The organism is Pseudomonas sp. PARCl1 (genome assembly GCF_947311875.1).
GTDB classification, from domain to species: Bacteria; Pseudomonadota; Gammaproteobacteria; order Pseudomonadales; family Pseudomonadaceae; genus Aquipseudomonas; species Aquipseudomonas juntendi.
Map to the genome: position 1 here is coordinate 85199 of NZ_CAMZMX010000014.1, position 15525 is coordinate 100723.

Below are 15525 nucleotides of genomic sequence, written 5' to 3' on the forward strand. Positions count from 1 at the left end.
CCCTCCAGAAAAAGCATTTTTCTTGTATGAGGGAACGATTTGATAGCGCTATGATTCTGATAGGTTGCTACTCAATAATATGGAAGACCGTGAGTATGAAAAACGTTCTCGCCGTTGTGGCGCTTTCCCTTTTCGCTGCGTCCGCCGGAGCGGCTGAGCTATCCGGAGCGCTTGGCGCGACAGGCCAAGGTGGTCTTACAGCGCGCGTCGGCATTGGATTTAACTGGGACAAAAGCTGGTTTGAATCCAGTACTGGCCGCCTCACCGGTTATTGGGATGCTGGCTACACCTACTGGGAAGCAGGCGATGCTTCAGGTGGCGCTCACTCGCTGTCCTTTGCGCCAGTTTTCGTTTACGAGTTCGGCAGCGGTAACGTGAAGCCATTCGTTGAGGCTGGCATCGGCCTGGCGGTCTTCTCTGGTACGTCCGCAGGTGACCAGGACTTTGGTTCGGCCTTCAACTTCGAAGACCGCATCGGTGCGGGCTTGAAGATCGGCGAGACGCAGAAGGTTGGCATCCGAGCGATTCACTACTCCAACGCTGGCATTAAGCAGCCCAACGACGGTATCGAGTCGTACTCGCTGTTCTACAGCCACCAGATTTAAAAAAGCACGATCCCTCTTTGCCCGCCCTGTGCGGGCTTTTTTATGCGGATGACACGCTCAGGCAGCTGGGCTAAGTCGGTAGTGGCGTCGATCAAAGCCGTGCGCTCCCTGATCGGCTACGCGATGAGAGTCTGGGGTACGTGACCCAGCGATCCAGACCACCAAGCCGGGAAGCACCGGCCCTCCGCACCCATTCCAAGGGTTCGCCAAAACGGCGGGCCTTTCTTTTTTGCTCCCCGCAAGGGAGGAACCCGGATGTCCAACATGCCAGACAAACCAGACACCTGGGCGGTTGCCCTCGCATGGTTGAGCCAGCATTCGCCCCTGCTGTACGCGGCTGGCCTGTCTTGCGCCATGGCTGTACTGCGCATCACTTACGGTGGCGGCACTCGCCGGCAGATGCTGGTGGAGGGCGCCATATGCGGCGGCCTGACCCTGACGATCATCAGCGGCCTGGAGTTCTTCGGCCTGCCGCAGAGCATGTCGACGTTTGTGGGTGGCTGGGTTGGCTTCCTTGGTGTCGAGAAGGTCCGCGCCATTGCTGATCGCGTCACCGACTTCAAGCTGCCGAGCCGCAAGGTCGATTAATCCGCGCCACAAAATAGACATGCGCCGTTTTGTGGCGCGAGCACGCTGATCATGCGTTCAGCCAGATTAGTGAAGCACTCGACCGGGGACCGGTTGAAGCTGATCCCTTTCGTGGATGACTCCGCGCGCTGCTTTGGTAATTACATCTTGCTGAAGCTGATTAACCTGCATGGTGAGGACACGAACGGCAGTTTGATAAACAACTGATCCGGACGCCACGGGATGCTCCTCCAGTAGGCCTTCAAGCTTCTCGGTTAGCAAAACGCACCTGTCTATAAGCTCTTCGATTTCTTTCATCACGGTTTCTCCAGATCTTTCCGCTACGACCATCCGGGCGGAATGTCGTTCCGACGACCCCGCGGATGCGCCGATTTCATTGCGCGAGAGAGCTAATCGAACATGGCCAAGCAACCCTATACACCATGCAGGCTGTATGTCGACGGTGCCGACGGCATTGCAGTCAGTGATTTCATAACCACTGCTGCCGGATCTGCCTATTTGGTGCAGACGCTGCGTGTGAGCCGCACCCGGCCAGAGCGAAAGTACATGGGCTGCTTGCGCTGGCCCATCGCCGAGATACCCGCCGATGCGCGGTGCTACCAGCTGACCTGGTACAGGAGGTGAGCAATGGCCTGTAGTGGATGCGCCGCTCGGCGCGAGTGGATCAACAAGTGGACAAAGGTGGCGTATGAGCGAGCAGCAAACCTATTCGCAACAAATCGAGCAGCTGAGCCCGAAGAAGGGCGACCTGTTGGTGGTCAGCGTTCCGTTCCCGATCAAGACGGAGGTGCGCGAGCGACTGACTCAACACCTGGCAGGGACAGCTGATCGACTCAAGTGTGAGCTGATCGTGCTTGAGGCGGGCATCACCGCCCAGCTGCAGCCAAGCGTCAGCGACTTACTGGACGAACAGCGCAAACAGACCGCACTGCTGGAGCAGATCGCAACGCAGAACCTGGCACTGATCGAGGCGCTGGCTGACGGTGACGATGCTGACCCTGAAGCTGAACCGCGGTCCTACCTGGATGGCACGCCATGCCGTTAAGGCCGCAGCGCCCATGTAGAGCCCAAGGCTGTCGATCGCTGCACCGCAATGCCAATGGTTACTGTGACGGCCATGCCGATCTGGCTGCCGAGCAGGCCAAAGCCTGGGCTACACGCAAGGGCTCAGGTCGTGGCGGCCGGCCATGGCGTCGGCTGCGTGACCGCATCCTCAAGCGTGATCAGTACCTGTGCCGGTGCGACGACTGCACCAGGCTGGAAAGGATTCGCGAGGCAGATGAAGTTGACCACATCGTCGCGCTGGCCCACGGCGGCACGGACGATGACAGCAACCTCAGGGCCATCAACCACGACTGCCACAAGGTGAAGACCCAGCGAGAGTCAATAGGGGGTGTACGTGGCGGCTGAAACACGTCAAAACCCCGATTTCTGCGCGTTTTTAGGGCAAAAAACGCCCTGAGGGGGTGGGGCACCCTCAAAGTCTGGGCCTTTTAGCTCGGACACCGCGCCCTCAGCCTTTTTTCCATTTCCGCAAAATTCAGGTTTCCAAAATGGCCCGACCGCGCAAGCCGACGAACGTGCTTGAGCTGACGGGTGCGTTCAAGAAAGACCCCCAGCGGCGCCGCGAGGATGCTGAACCGGTGGGCGAGCTGACCGCCCCGCCGGCTCACATCAATGGAGCAGTGCTCCACGCCTGGAAGGAGATCGCGAAGTACGCCCCGCGGGATGTGCTGACCAACTCCGACCGACTCAGCCTAGAATTGGCCGCGAACCTTTTGGCCCAGTTCCGTAACGACCCCCTCGATTTCCCTGCCGCCAAGCTCGTGCGCCTGGAGGCCATGCTCGGCAAGTTCGGCATGACGCCGGCTGACCGGTCCAAGGTGGGCGGGGGTAAAAAAGACGCGCCGAAGGGCAATGCATTCGCGGAGCTGTAATGGCCAAGGTGATATTTCCGCTGATGAAGGCGGCAGAAAAGTACGCCAAGGATGTCGTCGCCGGGAAGATCCTCGTCTGCAAATGGATTCAGCTACTGGCCAAACGTCACCTCGATGACCTGGCTGCCTCCAAGCGCAAGGATTTTCCGTACAAATTTGATCCAGCCAAGGCGGAGAAGGTCGCCAAGTTCCTGCAGCTTCTGCCGCACACCAAGGGTAAATGGGGCGGAAAAAAGCAGCTGATCAAGCTGGAGCCCTGGCAGCTCTTCTCGGTTTGCGTGCCGTTCGGCTGGGTTCGCAAGAAGGATGGCACCCGGCGTTACCGGACGATTCTGGTGTTCGTGCCTAGGAAGAACGGCAAATCGATCATCGGCGGCGGTGTGGGTCTGTACATGTTCGTTGCCGACGGAGAGTTCGGCGCCGAGGTCTACTCGGGTGCGACCACAGAGAAGCAGGCCTGGGAGGTGTTCAGGCCGGCCAAGCTGATGGTCGAGCGTACCGATGACTTGCGGGAGCACTATGGCGTCGATGTGAATGCCTCGAACATGGTCGTCCTGGCCGATGGGTCGCGCTTCGAGCCGGTCATCGGCAAGCCTGGCGACGGATCTTCGCCGTCCTGTTCGGTGGTCGACGAGTACCACGAACATCAAGATTCTACGCTCTACGACACCATGGAGACCGGCATGGGCGCCCGCGAGCAGCCCATTATGCTGGTCATCACCACTGCGGGCTCCAGCATCGGCGGGCCGTGCCACCAGCTGATACGCGACTCGGAACGGATGCTGGAAGGCGTCATTGAGCGTCCGGATCTCTGGCCGGCGCTCTATACCATTGACCATGGTGATGACTGGACCAGTGAGATCGCGCTGCGCAAAGCGAATCCGAACTTCGGTATTTCGGTCGGCGAGGACTTCCTGCTGGCCCGCCAGCGTGACGCGATGCAGTCGGCAACCAAGCAGGCTACCTTCCGCACCAAGCACCTGAACGAGTGGGTGGGCGCCAAGAATGCCTGGCTCAACATGCTGCGCTGGAAAGAGGCCCCGGCCAGAAAGAGCCTTGCAGAACTGGAGGGCCGTCCCTGCTACGGCAGTCTCGACCTGGCGAGCAAGATCGACATTGCTGCGAACCTGCTGATCTTCCCGCCCAATGGCGACGATCCGTTCTGGCATATCCACGCTAGGTACTACCTGCCAGAAGCGCGGGTGCTGGAGGAGCTGGACAGCAACACCGCGCGGTACCGCGAGTTCGATGCTCTCGGCCTGCTGACCCTGACCGACGGAGAGGTCACCGACTTCGAAGTCATCAAAGAGGACATGCGCGAGTTTGCCGGTCGCTTCGACATCCGGGCCTACGCCTACGACCCGTGGCAGGCCACCCAGCTTGCTCAGGAGATGGACGCCGAAGGATTGCCGATGGTTGAGCTGCGTCAGACGGTGCAAAACCTGAGTGAGCCCATGAAAGAGGTTGAAGCCCTGGTGTTGCAGCGAAAGCTGGCCCACGGTGGCTGCCCGGTGCTGACGTGGATGGCCTCGAACGTGGTGGCGAAGCTGGACGTGAAGGACAACATCTACCCCAACAAGGAGCGCCCGGAGAACAAGATCGACGGCATGGTGAGCCTGATCACCGGCTGCGCCGTGGCCATCAAGCTCGGTATCGATGACTCCGGCCACTTCGATGACTTTCTTGCCAGCCCGATCGTGGTTGGCTAACGGGACTACCTATGAAAACTGGCCTGATCATCTTTCTGGTGCTTGCCGCCGGCGGCTTGCTGCTGGGCGTCGCTGGTGTATACGTGCTGGCCGGCTTGGGTTACGCGCTGCTGGCCGCTGCCGGTTCGCTACTGATCGCCGCGGGCTTCATTCGCAAGGGGTTGATCGGTGGCTAAATCACTCACGCAGATCCTCGGCCAGGCCCTGGTGAAGTCGGCCGAGCCGGGAGCGGCATCGAGCCTGGCGGGATGGGCGGGCCGCAAGATCGGCCTAACCGACTCCGCCTTCTGGAACACCTTCTACGGTACCGACTCGGCCTCAGGGAAGGTGGTCAGCCAGCAGACGGCGCTCCAGCTCTCGACTGTTTGGGCATGCGTGCGCTTGATCGCTGAAACCATCGCCACGCTGCCGATCGCCTTGTACGAGGACAGGAACGGTGCGCCGGTGGTGGCGAGCTCTCACCCGGTCAACTTCGTCATCAGCCAGCAGCCCAACGCCGACCAAACCCCCGTGGAGTTCTGGGAGAACGTGATGGCTAGCCTGCTACTGCAGGGGAATGCATTCTGTGAGCCCCACCAGAGCGGCCGTGCCTTGACGAGTCTGGAGTTCCTTCTGCCGCAGAACATGTCGCCCCCGCGGCGCCTGGCGGACGGCTCCATTGAGTACCGCTACACCGACAACTTCGGCAAGCCTCACACGTTGACCGAGGATCAGATGGTGCACGTGCGCGCTTTCGGCGTAGACCCATTGTGTGGTCTCTCGCCGTTGGCCTATGGCCGGCAGGTTCTGGGCTCAGCCATGGCTGCTGATGAGTCGGCGGCGAAGATGTTCGCCAACGGCATGAAGCTGGGCGGCGTCCTGTCCACCGACCAGATCCTCAAGCCGGACCAGCGGAAGGACATCCGCGAGGACATGATCAAACAGTTCTCCGGCGCAACGAACCACGGCAAAACCATGGTCCTCGAGGCTGGCATGAAGTACCAACAGGTCTCCATGACGCCGGAGGATGCCCAGATGCTGCAGACCAGGGCGTTCAACGTCGAGGAGATTTGCCGCTGGTTCCGAGTGCCGCCGTGGATGGTGGGGCACACGCAGAACTCCACCAGCTGGGGCACTGGCATGGAGCAGCAGATGATCGGCTTCCTGTCGTTCACCCTGCTCCCCTGGATCAAACGCATCGAGATGTGCGCCAACCGGCGTCTGCTTCGCCCCGATGAGCGCCGTCGCTTCTACGTGAAGTTCAACCCGGAAGGGCTGCTTCGCATGGACAGTGCCGCACGGGCGGCCTTCTACAGCTCGATGACTCAGAACGGGATCTACACCCGGGACGACTGTCGGCGCAAAGAAAACTTGCCGCCGGAGGGTGGTAACGCGGCAAAGCTCACCGTGCAATCCAACATGCTGCCGATCGACAAGCTGGGCGAAGACCCCGGCGGCGCCAACCAGGCCAAGGCGGCGCTGCTCGACTGGCTCAACGACCAGCCAAGAGGTAACACCCCATGAGACACAAGGATCGACTGGCGGCGGTCAAGTACCGCTCCTTCGACTATGACGTAAAGGCTGTCGGTGAAGACGGCCTTTTTTCTGGCTACGGCTCGGTGTTCGGCGTGGTCGACAGCTACAACGAGGTCGTCGCGCCTGGCGCCTTCCTCGAATCGATCGAGGACGCCAGGGCCAAGGCACGAACCTTCCCAGTGCTCTGGCAGCACCGCACCGGCGAGCCTATCGGCAGCTGGGACATCGGCAGCATGAAGGAAGACGACCGAGGGCTGTTCGGCGCCGGCGAGCTCTGGCTGCAGGACGCCCCGTATGCGCGCATCGCGTACCGCGGAATGCAGACCCGCTCGATCACCGGTTTGTCGATTGGTTACTACGTCCGAGAGTCGAGCTTCGACGAGAAGACTCGGATCAGGACGCTGACCAAGCTGGACTTGATCGAAATCTCCATCGTCACGGTGCCGGCCAACGACGAGGCGCGAACCGACACCATCAAATCGAAGCTTGCCCACGGCGGCCTGCCTTCGATGCCGGAATTTGAGCTGCTCCTGCGCGAGGCAGGCTTCTCGAAAACTCAGTCCGCGGTGATTGCCAACCGCGGGTTGCAGCACCTGCTCCGGAGCGAGTCCGAGGGCGACCTGGCAGCAATCGAAATCGTCGAGGCGCTGAAGTCGCGCCCGGCACTTTCTCTCCCATCGTTTTGAGGATTCATCATGCATAACGCCATGAGCAACCAGGCTCGCTCCGAACATCGCCAGTTCCAGCGCAAGGAGCACGCCGACGACAAACTGCAGCTGAAAGCGGTCAACGACCTGCTCGACGAGCGCGACAAAGAGATCAAGGCATTCGCTGCCAAGGCCGCCGAAGAGATCAAGTCGCACGGCACCATCCTGGCCGACACCAAGACCATCCTAGATGGCCTGGTGAAGGACGGCTTGGGCCTGCAGGACCGCCTGCAGGAGATCGAGCAGAAGATGGCCCGCCGCTTCTCCGCCAATGACCCGGTCGACTTCAAATCGGCTGGCGAGGAGCTGACCGAGTGCGACGACTTCAAGTCGCTGCAGACTCGCGGCCGGGGCATCGTCCGCGTAGGTCGCAAGGCCGTTACCAACATCACCAGCGCTACCACGGGGACCGGTGGCGTAGGTGCCGGCATCCAACCGACCCGCGTTCCTGGCATCGTGGTAGGGCCTGAGCGCGAGTTCACCATCCGCGATCTGATCATGCCGGGTCGCACCGGCTCGAGCTCGGTTGAGTTCGTGCAGGAAACCGGCTTCCAGAACATGGCAGCGCCCCAGGCGGGTGAGGGCGCTGCGAAAGCCCAGTCCGACCTGTCCTTCGGCCTGAAGACCACCAACGTCATCACCATCGCCCACTGGTTCCGCGCTTCCAAGCAGGTGCTTTCGGACATCCCGCTCCTGCAGAGCTACATCAACGGCCGCGCGATCTACGGCCTGAAGTACAAGGAAGAGGAGCAGCTCCTCGCTGGCGACGGTACCGGCCAGAACCTGCTGGGCCTCATTCCCCAGGCGACCGCCTTCAACGAGGCGCTGCGCAAAACTGGTGACACCAAGATCGACACCCTGCGCCGAGCGATTCTGCAGGTGCGCGTAGCCGAGTATCGCGCTTCGGCCATCGCCCTCAACCCGGTGGACTGGGCCGACATCGAGCTGACCAAGGACGCGAACGGCTCCTACATCTGGGTGAACGTCCAGGAAGGCGGCGTGCAGCGTCTCTGGAAGCTGCCGGTAGTGGACAGCAACGCGGTGCCAGAGGGCGAGTTCCTGGTCGGCGCGATGAACATTGCCGCCCAGGTGTTCGACCGCGAGGAAGCGGCCGTAGAGGTCTCCACCGAGGACGGCGACAACTTCCGCACCAACATGGTCACCATCCGCGCCGAGGAGCGCCTGGCGTTGGCGGTGTACCGCCCTGAATCGTTCGTACACGGCGAGTTCGAGGACACCCCTTAATCTGCCCAGGAGCGCGCCCGGGAAACCGGGCGTGACTGCACATGCCAGAAGTCAAAGTGAAAACCATCAAGGGCTTCAACAACGACGGCCAGTACGCTAAGCGCAACACGGAGATCACCGTCGACGAGCTGCGTGCTCGCGACTTGCTGCGTAATGGCCTGATCGAGGACTACGACGAGAAGCAAGCCCAGGAACCCGAGAACAAGAAGGCCCCGGAGCCGACCAACAAGGGCGGCAAGGGAGCATCCACCAAGGCCAAGGAGTGATCCATGTCCGTGATCGCCATCGACTTGGCCATGCACCACCTGCTGGCTGAGCCTGACGACCAGGTGCTGGTCCAGGCGCAGCTCGATGCTGCGGAGGAGGCGGCCATGCAGTTCCTCAACCGCCGTTTTTACCTTGACCAGGTGGCGCTTGATGCTGCCCGCGCTGGTGTGCCAGCGGCAATGCAGCAAGCCAAGGAAGCCAACGCAGCAGCCGTAGCTGCCGCTGAGGCTGAGCAGGACCACACCCTGCGCTGCCGGCAGCTGGAATACGCACGCAAAGCGCTGGCGGACGCCTACGACGTGGCGGATTCCATCGCCTACGGCATGGTGCTGAACCCTGCCATCCAGGCGGCTTGCCTGCTCAAACTGGGTCACCTGTTCGCCAACCGCGAGGATGTCGTCACCGGCACGATCGCCACTGAGCTACCGCTGGCGTCTCAGCACCTACTGATGCCTTACCGCATCCGGATGGGTGTGTGATGCAGGCCGGTAGGCTACGGCACCGCATCGACATTCAGGAACTGCGACCGGTGCGTGACCCGGATACCCTGGAGTTCGGTGAACCTGAATGGGTGACCCGCTGGGAGAAATGCCCGGCCAGTGTCGAAGACCTGTCGGCCAGAGACTTCATCGCGGCGCAGGCCGGCCAGGCGCAGGCCACCGGCCGCATGGTGATCCGTTACCGCCCGGGCGTGCTCCCTACCATGCGCATCCTGTACCGGGACGATGTATATAGCATCGTCGGTCCGCCCCTGGCTGACGCTAAGTCCGGGCTGGATTACTTGACGATTTTGGTCGAGAAGGGGGTAAAGGATGGTTGACGGTGTCGAGTTCTCCATCACTGGCCTGGATAGCCTGCTCGGCAAGCTGGATGCCGTCAGCTACGACATTCGCCGCAAGGGTGGACGGGCAGCGCTAAGGAAGGCTGCCCAAGTGGTAGTGCAAAAGGCCAAGGCCGGCGCCGAGCGTATTGATGACAAGGCAACTGGCCGCTCGATTGCCGACAACATCGTGCTGCGCTGGAACGGGCGGCTGTTCAAGCGCACCGGCGACCTGGGTTTCCGGATCGGCGTGCTGCACGGCGCGGTACTCAAGAATGGCGGGGACTTGAGCCAGAATGCCCCCACACCTCACTGGCGATTGCTTGAGTTCGGCACCGAGAAGATGGCTGCAGTGCCGTTCATGCGCCCGGCCTTGGCCAACAGCATCAGCGAGGTGACCAACACTTTCGTAACTGAGTACGAGAAGTCGATCGACCGCGCTATCCGGCGCGCAGCGAGGAGGGGGGCCACGGCATGACACCACCCATTGTACAGGCCTGCCTGCGGAGCACGGCCGTGACCGCGTTGCTCGGCAGCGGAACCGCGATTCGTCTCTACTCGTTTGGGGAGGCTGAGCAGGGTGTGGCCAAGCCATATGCCGTGTGGCAGATCGTCAACGGTAATCCTGAGAACTACCTGGCTGGGCGCCCTGATCTGGACGGCTTCACCCTGCAGGTCGATGTGTATGCCGCTACTGGCGATTCCGCCAGGAAGGTTCGTGATGCCATCCGTGACGCGGTTGAACTTGAGGCCTACGTCACCCGCTGGGGTACCGAGGGCCGCGACCCCGAGACCAAGAATTATCGAACCAGTTTTGACGTGGATTGGATGGTCCACCGCTAGAGCTGAAACCAACCCCAATAGCCCGCCCAGTGCGGGTTTTCTTTTGCCCGCAATTGGAGAAACCCATGGCGATTCTCGCTCAGGGTACCCAGGTCTATGCCCTGGTGCCCAAAGCTTCAAACCCCACTGTATTTGAAGTCATGGAGGTTGAGTGCGCCACCGCCTTCAGCCCAGGTGGCAACCCGGCCGACCAGGTTGAAGTGACCTGCCTCAGTGACACTGTGCGTAAGTACCTGCGCGGTCTGCGTACCCCTGGCCAGGCTTCGCTGACCCTCAACGTCGACCCACGCAACCCCTCCCATGTTCGCCTGCACCAGATCTCGGAAGACGACACGATCGAGAGCATTCGCTGGGTGGTGGGCTGGTCGGACGGCAAGGACATCAAGCCGACAGTTGGGGTTGCTGGCGCGCTGGCGGCCATAGAACTGACCAGTGGCGGCGCCGGCTACACCTCAGCTCCGACCGTTGCGTTCTCTGGTGGTGGCGGTACTGGTGCTGCTGCGACCGCGATTATCGAGGACGGCGAGGTGGTCGGATTTGATATAACCAATGCTGGTACCGGGTACACCACCAGGCCAACGGTCTCGTTCACTGGCGGAGCTGGTACTGGCGCTGCTGCGACTGCAGTACTGGGCGAGGCTGATGATTTCGTACTCCCGCCAACCCGCACCTGGTTCCTGTTTGACGGCTACGTTTCTGATTTCCCGTTCGACTTTGCTGCCAATGCGGCGGTTACCACGGCGGCAACCATCCAGCGTTCGGGCGGTTCTGCCTGGATCCCCAAGACCATCAACGCCTGAGGTAAAACATGAAGTTGACACTCGACGCGCTCAAGGGCGCTGGCTCGTTCACTGGTCGCCCGGTGGAAAAGGAAATCAAATGGCGCCAGAACGATACTGACTTCACTGCCACCGTCTACGTTCGTCCGATGGGTTACCAGACTGCGGTGAGTGATGTGATCTCGGTAGCGAGCAAGCAGGACAGCATCGCTGGCCGCATTGCCGCATCCATCTGTGACGAGCACGGCAACCCGGTGTTTAGCAGCCCGCTGGACATTACCCACGGGCCGCTCGATCCAGTTGAACTGGAAAAAGACCCCGATAGTACCAAACGCCTCGGCTCTCTCGATGGCGCACTGTCCGTCGCCCTTCTGTTTGCTATCCAAGAGGTGAACGACCTGGGAAAGACGAAGAACTCACCGAGCGAGACGAAATCTGGCACGAACTCGTCCTCTCCGGTGTAGGCGGCTGCACGATCGCGCAGGCCAAGGAAAACCTAAGCCTGCGCGAGTTCAGGTCCTGGGTTAAATTCCGGCAGCGCCGGGGTTCGCTGCATATGGGCATGCGGGTCGAGCGCTCTACGGCCCTGCTGGCCATGATCCTGGCCAACCAAGCCCGCGACCCGAAGAAGCGGCCAGAGCCCTACACCGTCGAGGACTTCACGCCGCACGATAAGGACGACAAGCCGATCTCCCTGGAGGATGCCAAGGCTACATGGGCGTAGTGGTGCAACCCTGCTGGCGATGATGGTAAATTGGCAGGTTTCGACCAAAGGGATTGGCCATGGAATTAATCACCGGCACCTCTTATTTGATTTTTGCTGTCTCGTTTGTTTTGTACTTTCTCCCTATGATGATTGCTTTCAAGCGGCATCATGAGAATTACACAGCGATTTTTATGTTGAATCTCCTTTTGGGGTGGACTGGTGTTGTGTGGCTCGTTTGCCTGATATGGGCATTCATAAGCAAGCCAGTTCCAGTTGAGGAGGTTCAGAGAGTCGGTAGTTCGTCTAGGTATGAAGAGCTTGAGAAAATTTCGGCTCTCCGAAACAGCGGGGCTTTAACTGCCGAGGAGTTCGATCGGGAGAAGTCTCGAATACTAAAGTGAAATGGAAACCCGCCAAGTGCGGGTTTTTTAATGTCCGGAGAAAATAATGGCGTCAAGATCTCTCGGCACTTTGACTCTTGATGTCATTGCCCAAGTAGGCGGTTTTGTTGCCGGCATGGATAAGGCTGAGCGCAGCTCAGAAAAGTGGCGGAAGCAGATCGAGAAGAATGCCAAGGCAGTAGGTACAGCTATCGGCGCGGGCCTGGCGACTGGCATAACCGCCATAACCGCAATGACAGTTTCGGCCATCAATTCCGCCTCGGAAATAACCAATCTGGCGTCGGTCGCGAACGTCAGCACTACAGACTTCCAGAAGCTTGCAGTGGGGGCAAAAACAGTAGGCGTAGAGCAAGACAAGCTTGCTGACATCCTCAAGGACGTGAACGATAAGGTAGGTGACTTCCTAAACACCGGCGGCGGCGGGATGGCGGACTTTTTCGAGCAGGTCGCGCCCAAGGTCGGCGTCACGGCTGATCAATTCCGGAACTTAAGTGGAAGCCAGGCTTTAGGGCTGTATGTGTCCACTCTCGAGAAAGCTAAGGTCAGCCAGTCGGATATGACCTTCTATCTTGAGGCGATCGCAAGTGACGCCACGGCGCTGTTACCGCTTCTGAGGAATAACTCCGAAGGATTCAATCGATTCGGCGATGCAGCCGCCGCGGCTGGTTCAATCATGGATGAGAAAACTATTCGTGCGGCTCAGGAGCTGAAGGCTGCTAACTGGTTGGTCGAACAGTCAATCAGCGGCCTTGGCAATCAAATCACAAGCGCTCTGCTGCCGACTCTTGCGAATTTCGCAACCAGGCTTAGCGACACGACCATAAACGGAGTGCTAGCCAAGCGTGTTTCTGATGATCTCGCTGCGAGTTTTAGGGCGCTTGGAAAGTTCGCTGTTGGTACTGTTGCAGGCATACACCTACTAGGTATTGGCCTCAAGACACTTTCTGATGTCGATAACGCAATGGTCGGCGGGGAGGATGCAAAGTGGTGGGATAGGTATCTGCCACCGGTCAGGATCTACAACGCCTTCAAAAACGTTGATGCCATGGGAAAGACCATCGGCGATGCGAAGGCGAAGATGGGAGAGTTGGCCATAGGGTACGGCGATCTCATGGCCTCGTTTGACGAAAAGCCAGGCCAGGGGAGCACCAATCAAGTCAAAGAGCTTGCCGATTTGCTAGCAGAGCTGCGCAAGGGCCAACTTGGCAGTTTCACCGCGCTGACGCCCGCCCAACAAGAAGCCGCCAAAGCCGCTGAAGCCGCAGCGAAGAAACTCCAAGGCCAGTTCGACACAGCCGAGGAAGGCTACAAGCGACAAATTGCCCTGATCAACACCGAGACGGACAAGCGCAAGCAGGCCACCGAGGTGGCCAAGCTCCAGTTCGAACTGGAATCGGGCAACCTGCAGGGCTTGAGCGCCAAGCAGCAAGAACGCCTGAAGGGCCTGGCCGCTGAACTGGACCAGCTGAACAAGCTGAAGCAGGCCAAGGAGGATGACAAGGCTGTCGCCGGGTTTGACGCAAGCGTGAAGCGGCAACTGAACATTGATCAGCGCGCCTTGGACGCGCCGTTGCTGAATGCCTACAGCAGTGACGAAATGAAGCAGCGTGCTTTGGATCTGCTGGCGATCGAGCAGGATTACCAAGACCAGCTTGAAGACCTTCGGCAGCGGCATGAGGGCGGCGACGTTTCCGACTCGGCGTACGAGCGAGAGACGGCGATCCTTGAGGATGCCCTCGAAAAGCGCCGCGCCATGCAGGAGAAGTACTACGAGGACCTAGACAGGCTGCAGCAGAATGGAACTGCCGGCTTCATCAGCGGCATTGCCAACCAGGCCCAGGCCAGCATGGATCTGTACAGCAACATGCAGAGCGCTGGCGCTGAAACGTTCACTGGGCTGACTGATGCCCTCTACGGGTTTGTCACTACCGGCAAGCTGTCGTTCTCCGACATGGCTGCCACATTTGCTGAAACGGCCCTCCGGATGCTGATCCAGTGGGGAACGGCACAGGTTGCCATGGCGGCGCTCAACGCCTTTACCTCGACGGCAGCGATCCCCTTGGTTGGTCCTTTTGCTGCTCCGGCTGCCGCCGCGTCGGCCATGGGGTCGGCGGGAAGTTTCATGTCGGTGATCAATTCTGTGGCCGGCATGGCGCACGACGGCATCGACTCGGTGCCCGAGGACGGCACTTGGTTGCTGCAAAAGGGCGAGCGAGTCACCACAGCCGCGACCAGCGCGAAGCTGGATCGCACCCTGGAAGATTTGCGTTCCAATGGCGGGGGCGGCGGCACTGTCATCAACATCATTGGCGATCGAAACAAGGCGGGCACAGTTGAACGTCGAACAGATCCTAATGGACAAGAACGCGCCGACGTATTTGTCGCGGATATATGGGGCGGCGGCGAACGAGCCCAAGCACTTGAAGATGCCTATGGACTAACCAGGCGAGGAAGTTGATTTATGGCAGCAATCGATTTCCCTAAGCAACTACCTTGGCCATTGCAGGAAAATTACTCGCTCGAAACAGTTGACCCGATGATCAGGACATCAATGGTTACAGGGCGATCCAGACGACGTATCCGGCATAGTTATGTACCGACATATGTTTCTGCGAGCTTCATATTCAATGAGGCCCAGGCTTCGTTCTTTGAAGCATGGTATGCCAGGACTTTGGGGAATGGCCTTGAGTGGTTCAACTGCCCGCTCCAGACGCCTGAAGGAACGAAGCCTTACGAGGCTAGGTTTCTCCAGATATATGAAGGGCCAGTCCTTGTTCAGCTCTCTTTTTGGCGTTACTCGGTCAGGCTGGAGCTTCGCCGGCGTCCGCTTATGCCGGAGGGCTGGGAGCAGTTTCCTGACTTATGGTTTGGCAAGAGCATTATTGATCTGGCAATTAATAGGGAGTGGTCTAAAGCATGAGCCTGATCGAGGAATGTTACGCCTCGGGCAGAGGCGAGCTGGTGGATACCGTGGAGGGCAGGGAGCTTGGGAGCGAAGTCTCCCATCTCTACTGTGCTGGTTATGAAGATCGGACCTGCACGACGGAAGACGGGCGGACGCTGACCTTCACGGCGATGGCCATGGACTATGCCCTGCCAGCCAACGACAACAGCGGGTTCCAGAACATCGTCATGGGTCTGGATAACGTCACCGGTGAGGTCCAGGAGGTAATCGAGGCCAGCAAGGAGGGCGGTAAGCGATTCATCATCACTGTGCGCAGGTACTTGGCTGAAGACCTTTCGTTCCCCCAGGAGCGATACCGAATGACACTGCTCAGCCGGGAGTACGACACCGACACCGATATCGCTCAGCTCACCGCCGGCTTTTTCGACCTGCTCAACACCAACGGTCTGCGCACCGTCCTGACCACCTCCCTGGCACCTGGCCTGAAGTACATCTGAC

Annotated in this window: 24 protein-coding genes and 1 pseudogene; 24 read left to right on the forward strand and 1 reads right to left on the reverse strand. The window is 59.8% G+C overall.

The window, feature by feature from the left end; genetic code table 11:
* Nucleotides 1-95: 95 nt before the first annotated feature.
* Nucleotides 96-605, forward strand: coding sequence for an acyloxyacyl hydrolase (locus tag QME24_RS10570; protein ID WP_016489223.1), 510 nt, complete (start codon nt 96-98; stop codon nt 603-605).
* Nucleotides 606-860: 255 nt separating this feature from the next.
* Complete coding sequence (locus QME24_RS10575) at nt 861-1193, forward strand: phage holin, lambda family (protein WP_019438288.1); 333 nt, start codon at nt 861-863, stop codon at nt 1191-1193.
* A 66-nt stretch (nt 1194-1259) separates the two neighbouring features.
* Here the strand turns inward: QME24_RS10575 and QME24_RS10580 are convergent, their stop codons facing one another.
* Nucleotides 1260-1490 carry a hypothetical protein gene (locus tag QME24_RS10580; RefSeq protein WP_019438289.1) on the reverse strand — a complete coding sequence of 77 codons (231 nt, stop codon included), beginning with the start codon at nt 1488-1490 and terminating at the stop codon, nt 1260-1262.
* A 102-nt stretch (nt 1491-1592) separates the two neighbouring features.
* Here QME24_RS10580 and QME24_RS10585 point away from each other — a divergent pair, with 102 nt between their 5' ends.
* The 22 genes and pseudogenes from QME24_RS10585 (at nt 1593) to QME24_RS10690 (ending at nt 15524) form a co-directional block, all read left to right on the forward strand.
* A complete protein-coding gene (locus QME24_RS10585; RefSeq protein WP_009685289.1) occupies nt 1593-1817 on the forward strand; it encodes a hypothetical protein in 225 nt (74 codons plus the stop codon).
* A gap of 64 nt (nt 1818-1881) precedes the next feature.
* On the forward strand, nt 1882-2238 hold the full coding sequence (locus QME24_RS10590) for a hypothetical protein (protein WP_019752324.1): 357 nt from the start codon (nt 1882-1884) through the stop codon (nt 2236-2238).
* The gene (locus tag QME24_RS10595) at nt 2229-2603 is read left to right on the forward strand and encodes an HNH endonuclease (RefSeq protein ID WP_019752323.1); all 375 of its coding nucleotides are present in this window, start codon (nt 2229-2231) and stop codon (nt 2601-2603) included. The genes QME24_RS10590 and QME24_RS10595 overlap by 10 nt, the downstream gene beginning before the upstream one ends.
* Nucleotides 2604-2746: 143 nt before the next feature.
* Nucleotides 2747-3130, forward strand: a complete 384-nt coding sequence (locus QME24_RS10600) for a phage terminase small subunit (protein WP_010952646.1) — start codon at nt 2747-2749, stop codon at nt 3128-3130.
* Entirely contained in the window at nt 3130-4839 is a 1710-nt protein-coding gene (locus tag QME24_RS10605) for a terminase TerL endonuclease subunit (protein WP_019752322.1), read from the forward strand. The genes QME24_RS10600 and QME24_RS10605 overlap by 1 nt, the downstream gene beginning before the upstream one ends.
* An 11-nt stretch (nt 4840-4850) precedes the next feature.
* On the forward strand, nt 4851-5015 hold the full coding sequence (locus QME24_RS10610; protein ID WP_019752321.1) for a hypothetical protein: 165 nt from the start codon (nt 4851-4853) through the stop codon (nt 5013-5015).
* Entirely contained in the window at nt 5008-6342 is a 1335-nt protein-coding gene (locus tag QME24_RS10615; protein ID WP_019752320.1) for a phage portal protein, read from the forward strand. The genes QME24_RS10610 and QME24_RS10615 overlap by 8 nt, the downstream gene beginning before the upstream one ends.
* Nucleotides 6339-7040, forward strand: a complete 702-nt coding sequence (locus QME24_RS10620) for an HK97 family phage prohead protease (RefSeq protein ID WP_019752319.1) — start codon at nt 6339-6341, stop codon at nt 7038-7040. The genes QME24_RS10615 and QME24_RS10620 overlap by 4 nt, the downstream gene beginning before the upstream one ends.
* A 9-nt stretch (nt 7041-7049) precedes the next feature.
* Nucleotides 7050-8306 (forward strand): phage major capsid protein, encoded by a 1257-nt coding sequence (locus tag QME24_RS10625; RefSeq protein WP_232892932.1) that lies wholly within the window; start codon nt 7050-7052, stop codon nt 8304-8306.
* Nucleotides 8307-8347: 41 nt separating this feature from the next.
* Nucleotides 8348-8572 (forward strand): hypothetical protein, encoded by a 225-nt coding sequence (locus QME24_RS10630; protein WP_232892931.1) that lies wholly within the window; start codon nt 8348-8350, stop codon nt 8570-8572.
* 3 nt (nt 8573-8575) lie between these two features.
* Nucleotides 8576-9052, forward strand: coding sequence for a head-tail connector protein (locus tag QME24_RS10635; protein WP_196128055.1), 477 nt, complete (start codon nt 8576-8578; stop codon nt 9050-9052).
* A complete protein-coding gene (locus QME24_RS10640) occupies nt 9052-9393 on the forward strand; it encodes a phage head closure protein (protein WP_232892947.1) in 342 nt (113 codons plus the stop codon). The genes QME24_RS10635 and QME24_RS10640 overlap by 1 nt, the downstream gene beginning before the upstream one ends.
* A complete protein-coding gene (locus QME24_RS10645; RefSeq protein WP_232892930.1) occupies nt 9386-9871 on the forward strand; it encodes an HK97-gp10 family putative phage morphogenesis protein in 486 nt (161 codons plus the stop codon). The genes QME24_RS10640 and QME24_RS10645 overlap by 8 nt, the downstream gene beginning before the upstream one ends.
* The gene (locus tag QME24_RS10650; RefSeq protein WP_232892929.1) at nt 9868-10236 is read left to right on the forward strand and encodes a DUF3168 domain-containing protein; all 369 of its coding nucleotides are present in this window, start codon (nt 9868-9870) and stop codon (nt 10234-10236) included. The genes QME24_RS10645 and QME24_RS10650 overlap by 4 nt, the downstream gene beginning before the upstream one ends.
* 140 nt (nt 10237-10376) lie before the next feature.
* A pseudogene (locus QME24_RS24745) lies at nt 10377-10538 on the forward strand (phage tail tube protein); the annotation flags it as partial.
* A gap of 54 nt (nt 10539-10592) precedes the next feature.
* Complete coding sequence (locus tag QME24_RS24750) at nt 10593-11036, forward strand: phage tail tube protein (RefSeq protein ID WP_348650968.1); 444 nt, start codon at nt 10593-10595, stop codon at nt 11034-11036.
* 8 nt (nt 11037-11044) lie between these two features.
* Nucleotides 11045-11479, forward strand: coding sequence for a phage tail assembly chaperone family protein, TAC (locus QME24_RS10665; protein WP_060479761.1), 435 nt, complete (start codon nt 11045-11047; stop codon nt 11477-11479).
* Nucleotides 11480-11571: 92 nt separating this feature from the next.
* On the forward strand, nt 11572-11739 hold the full coding sequence (locus QME24_RS10670) for a hypothetical protein (protein ID WP_155500297.1): 168 nt from the start codon (nt 11572-11574) through the stop codon (nt 11737-11739).
* Between the two features lie 59 nt (nt 11740-11798).
* Nucleotides 11799-12122 (forward strand): superinfection immunity protein, encoded by a 324-nt coding sequence (locus QME24_RS10675; protein WP_232892928.1) that lies wholly within the window; start codon nt 11799-11801, stop codon nt 12120-12122.
* Between the two features lie 46 nt (nt 12123-12168).
* Nucleotides 12169-14580: a phage tail tape measure C-terminal domain-containing protein gene (locus tag QME24_RS10680; protein ID WP_232892927.1), complete on the forward strand. Its 2412-nt coding sequence runs from the start codon at nt 12169-12171 to the stop codon at nt 14578-14580.
* A gap of 3 nt (nt 14581-14583) precedes the next feature.
* A complete protein-coding gene (locus QME24_RS10685) occupies nt 14584-15042 on the forward strand; it encodes a transposase (RefSeq protein WP_232892926.1) in 459 nt (152 codons plus the stop codon).
* Complete coding sequence (locus QME24_RS10690) at nt 15039-15524, forward strand: DUF1833 family protein (protein WP_060479757.1); 486 nt, start codon at nt 15039-15041, stop codon at nt 15522-15524. The genes QME24_RS10685 and QME24_RS10690 overlap by 4 nt, the downstream gene beginning before the upstream one ends.
* The last annotated feature ends 1 nt before the right edge of the window (nt 15525 follow it).

Excerpts from the sequence above, each read along its gene's own strand:
- QME24_RS10570 (WP_016489223.1), top strand. The coding sequence starts at position 96 with ATGAAAAACGTTCTCGCCGTTGTGGCGCTTTCCCTTTTCGCTGCGTCC.
- QME24_RS10575 (WP_019438288.1), top strand. The coding sequence starts at position 861 with ATGTCCAACATGCCAGACAAACCAGACACCTGGGCGGTTGCCCTCGCA.
- QME24_RS10580 (WP_019438289.1), bottom strand. The coding sequence starts at position 1,490 with ATGAAAGAAATCGAAGAGCTTATAGACAGGTGCGTTTTGCTAACCGAG.
- QME24_RS10585 (WP_009685289.1), top strand. The coding sequence starts at position 1,593 with ATGGCCAAGCAACCCTATACACCATGCAGGCTGTATGTCGACGGTGCC.
- QME24_RS10590 (WP_019752324.1), top strand. The coding sequence starts at position 1,882 with ATGAGCGAGCAGCAAACCTATTCGCAACAAATCGAGCAGCTGAGCCCG.
- QME24_RS10595 (WP_019752323.1), top strand. The coding sequence starts at position 2,229 with ATGCCGTTAAGGCCGCAGCGCCCATGTAGAGCCCAAGGCTGTCGATCG.
- QME24_RS10600 (WP_010952646.1), top strand. The coding sequence starts at position 2,747 with ATGGCCCGACCGCGCAAGCCGACGAACGTGCTTGAGCTGACGGGTGCG.
- QME24_RS10605 (WP_019752322.1), top strand. The coding sequence starts at position 3,130 with ATGGCCAAGGTGATATTTCCGCTGATGAAGGCGGCAGAAAAGTACGCC.
- QME24_RS10610 (WP_019752321.1), top strand. The coding sequence starts at position 4,851 with ATGAAAACTGGCCTGATCATCTTTCTGGTGCTTGCCGCCGGCGGCTTG.
- QME24_RS10620 (WP_019752319.1), top strand. The coding sequence starts at position 6,339 with ATGAGACACAAGGATCGACTGGCGGCGGTCAAGTACCGCTCCTTCGAC.
- QME24_RS10625 (WP_232892932.1), top strand. The coding sequence starts at position 7,050 with ATGCATAACGCCATGAGCAACCAGGCTCGCTCCGAACATCGCCAGTTC.
- QME24_RS10630 (WP_232892931.1), top strand. The coding sequence starts at position 8,348 with ATGCCAGAAGTCAAAGTGAAAACCATCAAGGGCTTCAACAACGACGGC.
- QME24_RS10635 (WP_196128055.1), top strand. The coding sequence starts at position 8,576 with ATGTCCGTGATCGCCATCGACTTGGCCATGCACCACCTGCTGGCTGAG.
- QME24_RS10640 (WP_232892947.1), top strand. The coding sequence starts at position 9,052 with ATGCAGGCCGGTAGGCTACGGCACCGCATCGACATTCAGGAACTGCGA.
- QME24_RS10645 (WP_232892930.1), top strand. The coding sequence starts at position 9,386 with ATGGTTGACGGTGTCGAGTTCTCCATCACTGGCCTGGATAGCCTGCTC.
- QME24_RS10650 (WP_232892929.1), top strand. The coding sequence starts at position 9,868 with ATGACACCACCCATTGTACAGGCCTGCCTGCGGAGCACGGCCGTGACC.
- QME24_RS10665 (WP_060479761.1), top strand. The coding sequence starts at position 11,045 with ATGAAGTTGACACTCGACGCGCTCAAGGGCGCTGGCTCGTTCACTGGT.
- QME24_RS10670 (WP_155500297.1), top strand. The coding sequence starts at position 11,572 with ATGGGCATGCGGGTCGAGCGCTCTACGGCCCTGCTGGCCATGATCCTG.
- QME24_RS10675 (WP_232892928.1), top strand. The coding sequence starts at position 11,799 with ATGGAATTAATCACCGGCACCTCTTATTTGATTTTTGCTGTCTCGTTT.
- QME24_RS10680 (WP_232892927.1), top strand. The coding sequence starts at position 12,169 with ATGGCGTCAAGATCTCTCGGCACTTTGACTCTTGATGTCATTGCCCAA.
- QME24_RS10685 (WP_232892926.1), top strand. The coding sequence starts at position 14,584 with ATGGCAGCAATCGATTTCCCTAAGCAACTACCTTGGCCATTGCAGGAA.
- QME24_RS10690 (WP_060479757.1), top strand. The coding sequence starts at position 15,039 with ATGAGCCTGATCGAGGAATGTTACGCCTCGGGCAGAGGCGAGCTGGTG.